Here is a 13,059-nt window from a genome sequence, read left to right as displayed (position 1 = left end):
GAAACGCGATGAACTCAGCCTGCCGGCCGCATCGTCTTCACGACGTCGTCCGATGGCAGGTACTTGGCACCGTCGGCATAGCGCCAGTCGACCATCACGCCCTTGCCGTCCTTGAGGGCGGTCTTGCCGACGAAGGCGCCGAGCGTCGATTGATGGTCGATGGCGCGATATTCGGCCGAACCGAAAGCGGAGGGGAATTTCAGCCCCTCCATCGCGTCGATCAGCTTCTCGTTGTCGGTGGTGCCGGCCTTGGCCAGGGCCGCCGCGATCGAGTTCATCGTGTCGAAGCCGACCACCGAGCCCAGGCGCGGATAGTCGTTGTACTTGGCCTTGTAGGCGTCGCGGAACTTGACGTGCTCCGGCGTCGCCAGATCGGCATGGGGATAGCCGGTGACGATCCAGCCCGTCGGCGTCTCCGCCCCGAGCGGGTCGAGATATTCAGGCTCGCCGGTCAGCATCGAGACGACGTCGCGCCCCTCGAACAGGCCGCGCGTATTGCCCTGGCGCACGAGATTGGTCAGGTCGACGGCGAAGGTGACGTTGAAGATCGCCTCGGGCTTGGAGGCCTCGAGCGCCTGCACGGTCGCGCCGGCATCGATGCGGCCAAGCGCCGGATATTGCTCGGCCACGAACTCGACATCGGGCCTGGCCTTCTTCAGTAGTTCCTTGAACCACTTGATGCTCGACTGGCCGTATTCGTAGTTCGGCGCGACCAGCGCCCATTTCCGCGCCTTGAGCTTGGCCGCTTCCTCGACCAGCATCGCCGCCTGCATATAGGTCGAGGGTCGCAAGCGGAAGGTGTAGCGGTTGCCCTTCGCCCAGACCAGCGCATCCGACAGCGGCTCGGAAGCCGCGTAGAGCCGCTTGTTCTGCAGCGCGAAATCGGTGAGCGCGAGGCCGACATTCGAGAGGAAGCCGCCCGAAAGCAGATCGACCTTCTCGGCGTTGATCAGGTCGCCGGCGTGGCGCACGGCATCCTCCGGCTTGCCGGCATCGTCGCGGAAGATCGTCTCGATCTTGCGGCCAAGCACGCCGCCGCCGGCGTTAACCTGCTCCAGCGCCAGCTCCCAGCCCTGGCGGTAGGGCTTCAGGAAGGCGGGCTGGGCGGTATAGCTGTTGATCTCGCCGATCTTGATCGAGCCGGCGCCTTGCGCCCGGACCAGCGACGGAGCGGCGAGCACGGCAGCCCCTCCGGAAGCGGCTGCCAGAAAACGCCTGCGATCCATTGTCATGCCAATCTCCCCCGTTCGCGATCCGGCTGCCGGGACTCGGCGTTGTCGCCGAGGGTCAGCCGTTCGTCATTAGCCGTTGCGCCGTTCCGTTCCAAGTTTTATGGTTTTAATGTTTGTATACCTACGAAGTTGATGAGTTCGAAGCAGCGTGTCAACTCGGTTTCGCGGCTTGTGAAGGCAGGGCGTGATTAAAATCGCCGCATTATTGCCGCGCCCGGTATTCCGCGCACTTTGAGCGGCGAAAGCCCCGCTCTTCCCGCGCAGCGATCGTGTTGACGGGCGCGGGCTTGCAGGGCTAAATTGTTTGCATACAAATAATGTAGCGGCGCGTTTCCGGCGCCAGGAGTGCGAGCATGAGCTCCGACGCGACGACATTGGCGGTTGACGACAAGATTCGCTGCGATGCCTGCCCGGTGATGTGCTTCATCAAGCCCGGCGCGGTCGGCGCCTGCGATCGCTACGGCAATGTCAACGGCACGTTGGTGCGGGTCGATCCGCATGTCGTGCTCGACCGCAGGATCGGCCAGGGCGGCGACGTTGTGTCTTTCGCGGGCGAGCGCGAATGGAGCGGCGACATCCTCAACCCGCAGGGCACCTTCGTCACCGCCATCGGCGCTGGCACGACCTATCCCGACTACAAGCCGGCGCCCTTCATCGTCTCTTCCGAGGTCGACGGCGTCGATATGGTCACGGTCGTGACCGAGGGAATCTTCAGCTATTGCGGCGTGAAGATCAAAATCGACACCGACCGCTTCCTGGGCCCGGAAACCGCGACGGTACGGGTCGAGGGCGAGGCCGTCGGCCATGTCACGACGGGCGAGTACGGCTCGCAGATGCTCTCCCTCGGCGGCGTGCATCACCTCACCGGTGGCTCCAAGAAGGAGGGCCGCGTGACCTGCGACGCGCTGCTGTCGCTCTGCAACGGCAAGCCAGTGGAGATGGCGATCGACGGCGGCGAGACGGTCGTCGTCCAGGCCGGCAAGGCCCCGATCGTCAACGGCGTGGCCGAGAGCCGGATGCGGGTCGGCTGCGGCTCGGCCACCATCGGCATCTTCGCCAAGCAATGGCATGGCAAGGTCGACGAGGTCGTCGTCGTCGACGACCACATCACGGGCGTGCTCTCCGAGCATCAGGCCGGCAAGCTGCTGGGCATGGAGCCGACCGGGATCAAGCTCAAGGGGCGGCGCTCGACGCCCGGCCGCTATTTCCAGGTCGCCGAACCGGGCACCGGCTGGGGCGGCACCAATATCAGCGACCCGCTCGCCATCCTCGGCCCCTTCGATCCGAAGACCGCCCGGCCGGGCCTGCGCCTGCTGATGGTTTCGACCACGGGCGAGCACGCCGCCTATTACGAGCTGGACGACAATCTGCGGCCGGTCGAGATGGACATCCCGGTGCCGCTGCGCGAGCCGGTCGAACGCATCGCGGAGAATTGCGAGCCCGCCTTGTCGACCGTGCTGTTCATCGGCGGCGCCGGCGGCTCGCTGCGGGCGGGCGTGACCGAGAACCCGGTCCGGCTGACGCGCTCGGTCAAGGATTCGCTGACCTATGTCACCTGCGGCGGCGCGCCGGTCTATATCTGGCCGGGCGGCGGCATTACTTTCATGGTGGATGTCACGCGCCTGCCCGAGAATGCCTTCGGCTATGTGCCGACACCGGCGCTGGTCGCACCGCTGGAGTTCACGATGAAGCTTTCGGACTATCGCGAGCTCGGCGGCCATATGGACCATGTCCAGCCGCTGAGCGAGCTCAAGCGCGGCGGGCGCCTCCAGCTGCCGCAGCACCAGGACAATCCCTGGCCGTTCGCACCGCATTCCACGCGGCACTCGCACGGGTAGCGCGATGTTCGAGCGGCCCTCAGCGCGCTTCCTGCCGGACGGCAAGCGCCTGCTGCTCCAGCAGGGGCCGATCGATCTGGTCGTTCAGGCGGAGGGCAGCACCGACGCCGTGCGGATGGCCCATGAGGCCGCCTTGCATCGTTTCGATGGGCTTCTGGCGGAACTCTGCGGTGAGCTCACTCTGCTGCGCACGCCCGTGACGGAGGCAAGCCCCACGCCGGAGGGCGTGGTCGCGCAGCGCATGCACGCGGCTGTGGCTCCGTTCGCCGGAGCCGGCTTCATCACGCCGATGGCCGCCGTGGCCGGTTCCGTCGCCGAGGAGATTCTCGGCGCCATGCTCGCGGCCGCGCCGCTGACTCGCGCCTTCGTCAACAATGGCGGCGACATCGCGCTGCATCTGGCGCAAGGCGAGCATTTCCGCATCGGCCTCGTCGATCGGCCCGACCGGCCGAACCTGTTCGGAGCCACGACGATCTCGGCCGCCGACGGCATCGGCGGCGTCGCGACCAGCGGTTATCCCGGCCGCAGCTTCTCGCGCGGCATCGCCGAAGCGGTGACGGTGCTGGCGCCCACTGCCGCCATGGCCGATGCGGCGGCGACCGTCATCGCCAATGCCGTCGATCTTCCGGGCCATCCGGCCGTCGTCCGGGTTCCGGCCGACACGATCCAGTCGGACAGCGACCTCGGCGACATTCCCGTGACGCGCCATGTCGGCCGGCTCACCGAAGCGGAGATCGCGGAAGCGCTCGCCGCCGGGCTGGATCAGGCCGCCGGATTGCAGGCGCGCCGGCTCATCGGCTCCTGCGCCATCCATCTCCAGGGCAGGACCCGCACGCTCGCTTTGCCCGCCTTGGCCGATATCACCCGGAGGAAACTGGCTCATGCCTGAGATCGCCATTCGCAAGCTCGCCATCGTCGTCGAGACGATTTTCCATGAGGGTGGCCCTGCCCCCGCCACGCCGCTGCGACGCGGCGCGGCGCTCGCCGTCATCGCCAACCCCTTCGCCGGGCGTTACGTGGCGGATATCCAAGGTTTCATGGATGATCTGAAGCCGTTCGGCCTCTCGCTGGCGAAGCAGCTTCTCGAAGCGCTCGGCGGCGATCCGAAGGCGATCGAGGGTTACGGCAAGGGCGCCATCGTCGGCGCGGCCGGCGAGCTGGAGCACGGCGCGCTCTGGCACGTGCCGGGCGGCTATGCGATGCGCGAGATCCTCGGCGACGCCAAGGCGATCGTCGCCTCGACCAAGAAGGTCGGCGGGCCCGGCACGCGCCTCGACATCCCCGTCACCCATATCAATGCTTCCTATGTCCGCAGCCATTTCGACGCCTTCGAGGTCGGGCTGACCGACGCGCCGAAGGCGGATGAAATGCTGCTCGCGCTGGTGATGACGACGGGCGCGCGCATCCATGCCCGCGTCGGCGGCCTGAAGGCTTCCGAGATCAAGGGGGAGGACGGCCTGCGATGAGCGCCAGAATCCGCAAGCTCGTCACCATTCTCGACGAGACCCGCTCCGAGATGGGCCGCCCGGTGGAACCGGCCGTGCGCCGGGCCGCCGCCATCGCGGTGATCGCCAACCCCTTCGCCGGACGCTATGAGGCGGACCTCGCGCCGCTGATCGAGATCGGCGAGGAATTGGGCGATTTGCTCGGCCGCCATGCGCTGGCGGCGCTCGGCATTCCCGGCGAGCAGGTCGAAGGCTACGGCAAGGCCGCCGCCGTCGGCGAGGATGGCGAGCTGGAGCACGCCGCCGCGATCCTGCATCCCAAGCTCGGCGCGCCGCTGCGCAAGCTCCTCGGCAAGGCCCCTGCCCTGATCCCGTCCAGCAAGAAGCGCGGCTCGCTCGGCGTGGTGCTGGACGTGCCGCTCGGCCACAAGGCGGCGGCCTATGTCCGCAGCCATTTCGACGGCATGGAGGTGCGCATTCCCGACGCGCCGCGCGCCAACGAGATCATGGTCGCGATCGTGCTGACCAGCGCCGGGCGCCCGCTGCCACGCGTCGGCGGCCTGAAGACCGACGAGATCAAGGGCGAGGACGGGCTGCGCTGAGCGCAGGACGCCTATCCCCCTCTCCCCTTGGGGGGAGAGGGTTGGGGTGTGGGGTTGCGGTCCCCTAAGGGGCCTTGCGTGCCCTTGCGATAGCCGCTTCCACCCCGTTCCAAGCCGGCTTCTCCGGCGCGAAGCGGCTGCGCAGATAGCTCGCGAGTTCAGCGGCCTGCCCATCGTCGAGCGCGTTTCCGAAGGCTGGCATCTGGCCCATGCCGTGACTTCCGCCCTGCAGCAGCAGGTTGACGAGATTGGCCGGCGTCGCGGCGTGAAGCTTCGAGCTCAACCCCAGCGCCGGCCCCTGATTGGCCAGCGGCGCGATCCGCCCGGTTTCATGGCAGGCGGCGCAGGCCCCCTCATAGAGCCGCGCGGCCCGCGACGTGCCGGGATTGGCGGCCGATGCCGTCGCCTTCAGGATCGCCTCGGTGCGCGCCGCGATCTCGGGCTCCGGAGGCGAGGCGCCGAGCGAGGCGAGATAGATGGCCATGGCGCGGATATCGGCATCCGGCAACTCCTTGAGTTCCGCGATGACGGGCGCCATCGGCCCGGATGCCGTGCCGTGGTTCGCGGCATGGCCGCTGCGCAGATAGGCGTAGAAATCCGCCTCGCTCCACGGGATCGGAGAATGCGAGGCGCCCGTCAGCGCCGGCGCTTCCCAGCCCTCGGCCTCGCCGCCGGCGAGATAACCCGTCCCACCCTTCTCGGCGCCGAGCGCATTGCGCGGCGAATGGCAGGCGCCGCAATGGCCGAGCCCGTCGACGAGATAGCGCCCCCGGTTCCATTCGGCCGTGCGGGCGGGTTCCGGCTTCGCTTCCTTGCCCCGGTTGAACAGCAGGTTCCAGCCGGCCATCAGCGGGCGCAGGTTGAACGGAAAGATGAGCCGGCTCGGTTCATTCACCCGCATGACCGGCGTCTGCGACATCATGAAGGCATAGAGCGCCTGCAGATCGGCATCGCTCGTCTTCGCGAAATTCGCATAGGGAAAGGCGGGATAGAGATGGCGCCCGTCGCGATGGATGCCGGCGCGCATCGCCCGCTCGAAGGCGGGATAGGACCAGTTGCCGATGCCTGTCTCGGGATCGGGCGTGATGTTGGTGCTCGTCACCGTGCCGAAGGGCGTCTCCAGCGCGAGCCCGCCGGCATAGGGCACGCCGTCCCTGTCCGTATGGCAGACGGCGCAGGCTCCGAGCGCGGCGAGCTGGCGCCCCTTCTCGATGGTGGCTGCGGACCATGTCGCGGGGTCCGGCCGGGCAATGGGCGCGATCTCCGGCGCAAGCGACAGCGAGACGGCCGCAAACGTCGCGGCGGCCGCAGCCATGCCGCCGATTCTGGCCCAGAAGCCGAGGCCGCGTCGGCCTCCCCGCGCGGGCGGCGGGGCCAGTGCCGGGCGCCCGTTCAGCCCGGCCAGCACACGCTCGGGCGTCAGCGGCAATTCGCGGAAGCGCACTCCCGTCGCATCATAGACCGCGTTGACGATGGCCGCCGCACTCGGCACCGAGGCGGATTCGCCGGCACCGAGCGGCGGCTCCTGCTGCCGATCCATCAGCATCACATCGATGGCCGGCAGCTCCGGAAAGCTCAGCACCGGATAGGCGCCCCAGTCGCGCGCGGCGACGGCCATGGTCTCCGAGAAGGTCACCTCCTCGCGCAGCACGCGACTGGTCGATTGCAGGACATTGCCGTGGATCTGGTGCTGCACGCCAGCCGGGTTGACCATCATCCCGGTATCCTGGCCGACCACGACGCGGCTGACCGTCACCTCCCCGGTCACGCGATTGACCGCGACATCCGCGACCCAGGCCGACCAGGCGGCCCCCACGCCCGGCCAGTTGCCATGGACATAGCGGGCCTGGGCGAAGCCGCGCCCGTGCAGGACATCGCCCTCGGCCCGCAGGCGCGGCCCGACATGCGGCTCCCAGCCGGCGCGGGCGGCCGTTGCCTCGACCAGCTCGGCGGCACGCGCATCGGTGATGTGGCGCAGGCGGAACTCGACCGGATCGACGCCCGCCTCATGCGCCAGCTCGTCGATATAGCTTTCATGCGCGAAGACGTTGGGCATGGCCGAGACGCCGCGCAGCCAGGAGGCACGCACGATTGGCGGCATGTCATAGGCCGTGACCCGCATGTTCTCATAGGCATAGGAGGGGATCGCGGTGCGGTCGCCCATCTTCAGCGTCGCCGGCGTGTTGGGGATGCGCCCGGTCAGCAGCAGCGCCAGCGTCGGCGCCGCATTGGAGGGGTAGCGCGTATGAAAGTCGTAGGCCGCGAGCGAACCGCCCGGCCCGAGCCCGCCGGCGATGTCGATGAGCTGGGCGGCGCCCTTCGGCTCCCAGAGATGCTCCTGCTCGCGCGTGAGCTGCACCCGGACCGGCGCTCCGACGGCCCGCGACAGCAGCACCGCATCGGCCGCCACGTCGTCAGCGCAGTTGCGGCCATAGCAGCCCGCCGCCTCGTGGCGGACGATCTCGATCCGTTCCGCCGGCAGGCCGGTCAGCAAGGCGATGTCGGCCCGCAGCGGATAGGGGTTCTGGCTGCCGGCCCAGACAGTGATGCCGTCTTCCCGCACATCGGCGACGGCGCAGGACGGCCCGATCGAGCCATGCATCTGATAGGGCCAGACATAGGTCCGATCGAGCCGCTTCTCGAGGGTCAGCAACGCCGCCTCGACATCGCCTTCGTCGACCAGCTTGCGGGGCGTCGCCGGATGCGCGCGGAGCGCATTCTCGACGTCGCGCAGATCGGCCGGCGCCGGCCAGTGCTTCCAATGCGTCCTGAGGGACTGCGCCGCTGCCGCCGCCTGCTCCTCGCGTTCGGCGACGATGCCGATGAAATCGCCTTCGACCACCACGGCGCGAATGCCGGGGATATCGGCGATGGAATCGCGCTCGATCGCTTCGAGGCTGTGCCCGACGAAATCTCCGCCATCGAGACCGGCATAGGGCGGGCGCACGACCCGGCCATGCAGCATGCCCGGCACGCGTACATCATGCACATAGGTGAAACGCCCGGTGAGCTTGGCCGGAATATCGACCCGCTCGACCGGCTTGCCGACGATGGCATGACGCTCGACCGGCTTGAAGGCCGCGCTTTCGGCCAGCGGCAGCAGGATGCGCCGGTTTCCGAGCAGCGCGTCGAGACTAAGCGAAGAGCCCACCTCGCCGCGCCGGGCAAGCGTGCCGGCACGGATGTCGATCTCCTCTTCCGGGCAGTCGAGGGCGGCAGCCGCAAGCGACAGGAGCTGCCGGCGGATCTGCACCGCGGCGATCCGCATCGGCATCGAGGTGACCTGGATCGTTTCGCTCGCGATCGTCGCGCCCTGGTCGGGCGTCTCGGCCGTATCGCCCAGCACCATCTCGACCGCATCGAAGGGGAAATCGAGCTCCTCGGCAACGATCTGCGCCAAAGCCGTGCTGATGCCGGTGCCGAGATCGACATGGCCACAGAAGGCGAACACCCGCCCTTCCCCGGTCACGCAGACATGCAGGTCCAGCCCCTCCTCGGGCCCCGCATCCGAGGGGGCGTCCTTGCGCGGCGAGACGACGGCGATCACGCCGCCACGCTTCAGCAGCTCCCGCCGGGAGGGTGGAGGCGCCCTGCCCGTCACTGCCCGGCCCCATCGGGTCGCCAGCCGCGTTCGGCAGCGCGCATCACCGCCCGCACGATCTCGACATGCGTTCCGCAGCGGCAGAGATTGTAGCGCAGGGCCTCGCGCACCTCCGTCTCGCTCGGCGCAGGCTTCACGTCGAGGAAGGCCTTGGCGGTCATCACCATGCCGTTGATGCAATAGCCGCATTGGGCGGCCTGGGCGTCGATGAAGGCCTGCTGGATCGGATGCGGGGCTTCCGGCGTGCCGAGCCCTTCCAGCGTGACGATGGCGCGGCCGGCGGCGAGGCGAACCGGATAGACGCAGCTTCTGGCCGCGACCCCATCGAGCAGGACGGTGCAGGCACCGCATTCACCGAGGCCGCAACCGAATTTCGGGCCGTTGAGCGCAAGGTCGTTGCGCAGGAAGAAGAGCAGCGGCGTGTCGGGCTCGCCTTCGACGCGATGCTCGGCGCCGTTGACGGTCAAGGTGAAGGCGCGCGCGACAGGCCTCATCCCACCCTATCCGCGCCTGGAGAATGCAAGTCCCGCGACACCCACCTGCCCCGAAAGTCATTCGTATACGAACGAGACAACAACGATTCCGGATCGGCCGCAATCGTTATATCGTTGAAAACCTCATCGGCCGATGGGCGGCGTGACCAAGCCGAGGCCGTTCAGTGCCCCTGGACCGAGGGCACCTTCTCGGCCGGCGGCGTGTTGCGGCTGCGGCCGGAGCGGACGAGGCCGTCGATCACCACCATGCCGATGCCCGGCAGGTCGCCAAGCTGGATGCTGTCGAGGAAGCTCTTGCCCGCGGAGTGCTGGGCCTTGTCCATGAAGACGAAGTCGGCGGAGCGCCCGACCTCGATCAGACCGCAATCGAGATTGCGCATCCGCGCCGTGTTGCCGGTGGCGAAGCAGAAGGCGATCTCGGCCGGCACCTCTCCCAGCGAGGAGAGCAGCGAGACCATGCGGGCGATGCCGAGCGGCTGGACGCCGGAGCCCGCCGGCCCGTCCGTGCCAAGGATGACGCGGTTGAGCTCGCCCATCTCGCGGGCGACGCGCAGCGTATAGAGAGCGGCGCGCTCATTGCCGTTATGGACCAGTTCGAGGCCACGCTTGCAGCCCTCGCAGATGCAGCGGATCTCCGCGTCCGGCAAGGCGGTATGGCCGCCATTGATATGGCCGACGACGTCGGTGTCGGCTTCCAGCACCACATCGGCGCCGATCAGCCCGGAGCCCGGGATTGAAGGGCCGCCGGTATGGATCGTCGACTGGATGCCATATTTGCGCGCCCAGGCGACCATCTGCTTTGCCGTGGCGCCATCCTTGACGCCACCGAGCCCGACCTCGCCGAGCAGCCTGACGCCGGCATCGGCCAGATCCTTGAAGTCCTGCTCGACCATGCCGGGCTCGATCACCGGCGCGCCGGCATGGATCTTCACGCCGCCCGGCCGGAAGGCGTCGAAGCAGCGCTGCGCATAGATCGCCATCGCCTTGACCCCGACCACATCCCTCGGCCGGCCCGGCGTATGGACCTCGCCGGCGGAGATCATCGTGGTGACGCCGCCATGCATGGTCGAATCGATCCAGCCGAGCTGGTTCTGGCGCGGCGTCCAGTCGCCCGCGACCGGGTGGACATGGCTGTCGATCATCCCCGGCAGAAGCACCGTGCCGTTGGCATCGATGACGGTGTCGGCCTTGTCGGTGTCCAGATCCTTGGCCCGGCCGACCGCCGCGATCCTGCCGCCGATGGCAATGAGCGTATCCGCTTCGAGAATGGGATTGCCGATATCGCCGCTGAGCATGAGGCCGATATTCCGGACCACGAGCTTGTGGTCGGGGGTGATTGTCGCCGTCGATTGTTCAGCCATCGGCCCGCCTCGGTTTGATCGTTTCCACGTTATGCGCCGCCGATTGACAAAGCCATATCGGCGAGTCATATCGTTTGTACACGAACGAATTTGTCGGACCCTTTTCGTCCTGTCAAGCAGGAGGGAGAGCCTCATGGCCTACGCGGTCACGGAAGCCTGCATTCGCTGCAAATACACCGACTGTGTCGCGGTCTGCCCGGTCGACTGCTTCTACGAAGGCGAGACGATGCTCGTCATCAATCCCGACGAATGCATCGATTGCGGCGTCTGCGAGCCCGAATGCCCGGCCGAGGCGATCATCCCCGATACGGCCGAGGGTTCCGCCCGCTGGGTCGCCCTCAACGGCCGGCTTGCCGCGCAATGGCCCGGCATCACCGACAAGCGCGACGCGCCCGCCGATGCAGAGGATTGGAAGGGCGTCCCGGACAAGCTGCAATTCCTGCCCGAGGCCCTCGACGCATAGGATTTACTTTGCCGGCAATGCTTCCGCGGAAGCGGAGACCCGGCTGCGACTTAACCCTCGAATTCCACGACCCGTCGGTGAAGGCATCCGCCAGCCCGCCGCCGGACTTTCAAGGACGATGCGATGAGCCATTTCTACGAGGAACAGGTCCTGAGCGTGCATCACTGGACGGACACGCTGTTCAGCTTCACGACGACGCGCGACACGACGTTCCGGTTCAAGAACGGGCAGTTCACGATGATCGGGCTGAAGGTCGGCGAGCGTCCGCTGCTGCGGGCCTACAGCGTCGCCAGCACGAATTACGACGAGACGCTGGAGTTTTTCTCGATCAAGGTGGCGGACGGCCCGCTGACCTCGCGTTTGCAGAACCTCAAGGTCGGCGATCCCATCATCGTCGGCAAGAAGGCGACGGGCACGCTGGTGCTCGACAACCTCAAGGACGGCAAGCGGCTCTTCCTGCTCGGCACCGGCACCGGGCTGGCGCCGTTCCTGTCGCTGATCCGCGACCCCGAGACCTATGAGCGCTATGAGAAGGTCGTGCTGGTCCATGGCTGCCGTCAGGTCGCGGAGCTGGCCTATGGCGAGCGCATCACCCAGCATCTGCCGCAGGACGAGTTCCTCGGCGAGATGATCCGCGAGCAGCTGATCTATTACCCGACGGTGACGCGCGAGCCCTTCCGCAACCGCGGCCGCATCACCGACCTGATGACTTCGGGCCAGCTCTATACCGATATCGGCCAGCCCGGCTTCGATCCGCAGGGCGACCGCTTCATGCTCTGCGGCTCGCCGCAGATGCTGGCCGACCTCAAGACGATCTTCGCCGAGCGCGGCCTCCAGGAAGGCAACCACGGCGAGCCCGGCGACTACGTCATCGAGAAGGCCTTCGTCGAGAAATAGAATGCGGGATTGAACGCAGGGCGGAGCCGGTGCAGATACGGGTGCCCGTGCAGCGGGCTGTCGATGAGAACCCGAAGCTCCGAGCGAACACGAACGGCGTTGGCGCCGAAAGCACCAAGGCCGGACAATAAGCATCCGCCCCACCGATGCGGGCAGCTCCGAAGGCGACCGGAGGCACCGGACCGCAGCTTCGACGGAAGCGGCAAAGTCCGATTGACAGCGACGAAAAACCGACCCTATCATTCGTATACAAACAAATTATGCGCTGAAATCGCGAGGGGACGAGATGTACGACGTTTTCGCCACTGACCGCTTGATCGATCACTGGCTGATCGAGGACATCGGGGCCTGCGATCTCACCGTCCAGGTCATGATCGAGCCGGACGAGGTCGGCGCGTTCTACATGAACGCCCGCGAGCCGATGATCGTCGCCGGCGTCGAGGTGGCGGCGCGCGTATTCCAGCGCTACGACCCGACGCTGAAGGTGAAACTGCGCGTCAAGGACGGGGACCGCGTCGAGAAGGGCGCCGTCCTGGTCGAGGTCGAGGGAGCGGCCCGCAGCGTGCTCACGGCCGAACGCACCGCCCTCAACATCGCCCAGCGCCTGTCCGGCATCGCCAACGAGACCGCGCGCTATGTGGCGGCGATCGAAGGCACGAAGGCCAGGCTCATTGACACCCGCAAGACCACGCCGGGCCTGCGCATGATGGAGAAGCATGCCGTGAGCTGCGGTGGCGGTCTCAACCACCGGCTCGGCCTCGACAACGGCGTCATGGTCAAGGACAACCACATTGCCGTCTGCGGCAGCATCGCCGCCGCCGTCGCGCGGGCCCGCAAGAAGCTGCCCGTCCTGACGAAACTCGAGATCGAGTGCGACAACCTCGGACAGGTGCACGAGGCCGTCGCCGCCGATGTCGATGTCATCATGCTCGACAACATGTCGATCAAGGACATGGTCGAGGCCGTCGTCATCATCGGCGGGCGGGCGAAGGTCGAAGCCTCCGGCGGGATCAGGATCGACACGATCCGCGCCATCGCGGAGACCGGCGTGGACTATATTTCGACCAGCAAGATCACGCAGGCTGCGGTCGCGGTGGATATCGGCCTCGACGAGGCGTGAGCGGCG

At 67.3% G+C, this 13,059-nt stretch carries 11 protein-coding genes; 7 read left to right on the top strand and 4 right to left on the bottom strand.

The window, feature by feature from the left end; translation table 11 throughout:
• Positions 1–14 precede the first annotated feature (14 nt).
• Entirely contained in the window at positions 15–1,226 is a 1,212-nt protein-coding gene (locus tag GY40_RS19565; RefSeq protein ID WP_197062786.1) for an ABC transporter substrate-binding protein, read from the bottom strand.
• Positions 1,227–1,585: 359 nt separating this feature from the next.
• Here GY40_RS19565 and GY40_RS19560 point away from each other — a divergent pair, with 359 nt between their 5' ends.
• From GY40_RS19560 to GY40_RS19545, 4 genes are read left to right on the top strand one after another with little or no spacing between them, the layout of a single operon-like run.
• Complete coding sequence (locus tag GY40_RS19560) at positions 1,586–3,070, top strand: hypothetical protein (RefSeq protein WP_038365688.1); 1,485 nt, start codon at positions 1,586–1,588, stop codon at positions 3,068–3,070.
• A 4-nt stretch (positions 3,071–3,074) separates the two neighbouring features.
• Positions 3,075–3,959 (top strand): UPF0280 family protein, encoded by an 885-nt coding sequence (locus tag GY40_RS19555; RefSeq protein WP_038365686.1) that lies wholly within the window; start codon positions 3,075–3,077, stop codon positions 3,957–3,959.
• Positions 3,952–4,536 (top strand): amino acid synthesis family protein, encoded by a 585-nt coding sequence (locus GY40_RS19550; protein ID WP_038365684.1) that lies wholly within the window; start codon positions 3,952–3,954, stop codon positions 4,534–4,536. Before GY40_RS19555 ends, GY40_RS19550 begins: the two co-directional genes overlap by 8 nt.
• The gene (locus tag GY40_RS19545) at positions 4,533–5,117 is read left to right on the top strand and encodes an amino acid synthesis family protein (RefSeq protein WP_038365683.1); all 585 of its coding nucleotides are present in this window, start codon (positions 4,533–4,535) and stop codon (positions 5,115–5,117) included. The genes GY40_RS19550 and GY40_RS19545 overlap by 4 nt, the downstream gene beginning before the upstream one ends.
• 64 nt (positions 5,118–5,181) lie before the next feature.
• Here the strand turns inward: GY40_RS19545 and GY40_RS19540 are convergent, their stop codons facing one another.
• From GY40_RS19540 to GY40_RS19530, 3 genes are all read right to left on the bottom strand, one after another.
• Complete coding sequence (locus GY40_RS19540) at positions 5,182–8,718, bottom strand: molybdopterin cofactor-binding domain-containing protein (protein WP_051988296.1); 3,537 nt, start codon at positions 8,716–8,718, stop codon at positions 5,182–5,184.
• A complete protein-coding gene (locus tag GY40_RS19535) occupies positions 8,715–9,212 on the bottom strand; it encodes a (2Fe-2S)-binding protein (protein ID WP_038365682.1) in 498 nt (165 codons plus the stop codon). Before GY40_RS19535 ends, GY40_RS19540 begins: the two co-directional genes overlap by 4 nt.
• Before the next feature lie 161 nt (positions 9,213–9,373).
• On the bottom strand, positions 9,374–10,573 hold the full coding sequence (locus GY40_RS19530) for an amidohydrolase family protein (RefSeq protein WP_038365681.1): 1,200 nt from the start codon (positions 10,571–10,573) through the stop codon (positions 9,374–9,376).
• 133 nt (positions 10,574–10,706) lie between these two features.
• Here GY40_RS19530 and fdxA point away from each other — a divergent pair, with 133 nt between their 5' ends.
• From fdxA to nadC, 3 genes are all read left to right on the top strand, one after another.
• The gene (fdxA, locus tag GY40_RS19525; RefSeq protein WP_038365680.1) at positions 10,707–11,036 is read left to right on the top strand and encodes a ferredoxin FdxA; all 330 of its coding nucleotides are present in this window, start codon (positions 10,707–10,709) and stop codon (positions 11,034–11,036) included.
• 123 nt (positions 11,037–11,159) lie between these two features.
• Positions 11,160–11,933, top strand: coding sequence for a ferredoxin--NADP reductase (locus tag GY40_RS19520; RefSeq protein ID WP_038365679.1), 774 nt, complete (start codon positions 11,160–11,162; stop codon positions 11,931–11,933).
• A gap of 286 nt (positions 11,934–12,219) precedes the next feature.
• Positions 12,220–13,053 carry a carboxylating nicotinate-nucleotide diphosphorylase gene (nadC, locus tag GY40_RS19515; protein WP_038365677.1) on the top strand — a complete coding sequence of 278 codons (834 nt, stop codon included), beginning with the start codon at positions 12,220–12,222 and terminating at the stop codon, positions 13,051–13,053.
• Positions 13,054–13,059 lie beyond the last annotated feature (6 nt).

The sequence above is a fragment of the Allobosea sp. UNC402CLCol genome (assembly GCF_000745475.1).
Lineage (GTDB): Bacteria > Pseudomonadota > Alphaproteobacteria > Rhizobiales > Beijerinckiaceae > Allobosea > Allobosea spartocytisi.
This window is presented reverse-complemented; position numbering and strand designations above follow the sequence as displayed.

What these genes read in the sequence shown, in the direction of transcription:
- fdxA (WP_038365680.1), top strand. Translation starts at nt 10,707, where the DNA reads ATGGCCTACGCGGTCACGGAAGCCTGCATTCGCTGCAAATACACCGAC.
- nadC (WP_038365677.1), top strand. Translation starts at nt 12,220, where the DNA reads ATGTACGACGTTTTCGCCACTGACCGCTTGATCGATCACTGGCTGATC.
- GY40_RS19560 (WP_038365688.1), top strand. Translation starts at nt 1,586, where the DNA reads ATGAGCTCCGACGCGACGACATTGGCGGTTGACGACAAGATTCGCTGC.
- GY40_RS19550 (WP_038365684.1), top strand. Translation starts at nt 3,952, where the DNA reads ATGCCTGAGATCGCCATTCGCAAGCTCGCCATCGTCGTCGAGACGATT.
- GY40_RS19545 (WP_038365683.1), top strand. Translation starts at nt 4,533, where the DNA reads ATGAGCGCCAGAATCCGCAAGCTCGTCACCATTCTCGACGAGACCCGC.
- GY40_RS19535 (WP_038365682.1), bottom strand. Translation starts at nt 9,212, where the DNA reads ATGAGGCCTGTCGCGCGCGCCTTCACCTTGACCGTCAACGGCGCCGAG.
- GY40_RS19565 (WP_197062786.1), bottom strand. Translation starts at nt 1,226, where the DNA reads ATGGATCGCAGGCGTTTTCTGGCAGCCGCTTCCGGAGGGGCTGCCGTG.
- GY40_RS19530 (WP_038365681.1), bottom strand. Translation starts at nt 10,573, where the DNA reads ATGGCTGAACAATCGACGGCGACAATCACCCCCGACCACAAGCTCGTG.
- GY40_RS19555 (WP_038365686.1), top strand. Translation starts at nt 3,075, where the DNA reads ATGTTCGAGCGGCCCTCAGCGCGCTTCCTGCCGGACGGCAAGCGCCTG.
- GY40_RS19520 (WP_038365679.1), top strand. Translation starts at nt 11,160, where the DNA reads ATGAGCCATTTCTACGAGGAACAGGTCCTGAGCGTGCATCACTGGACG.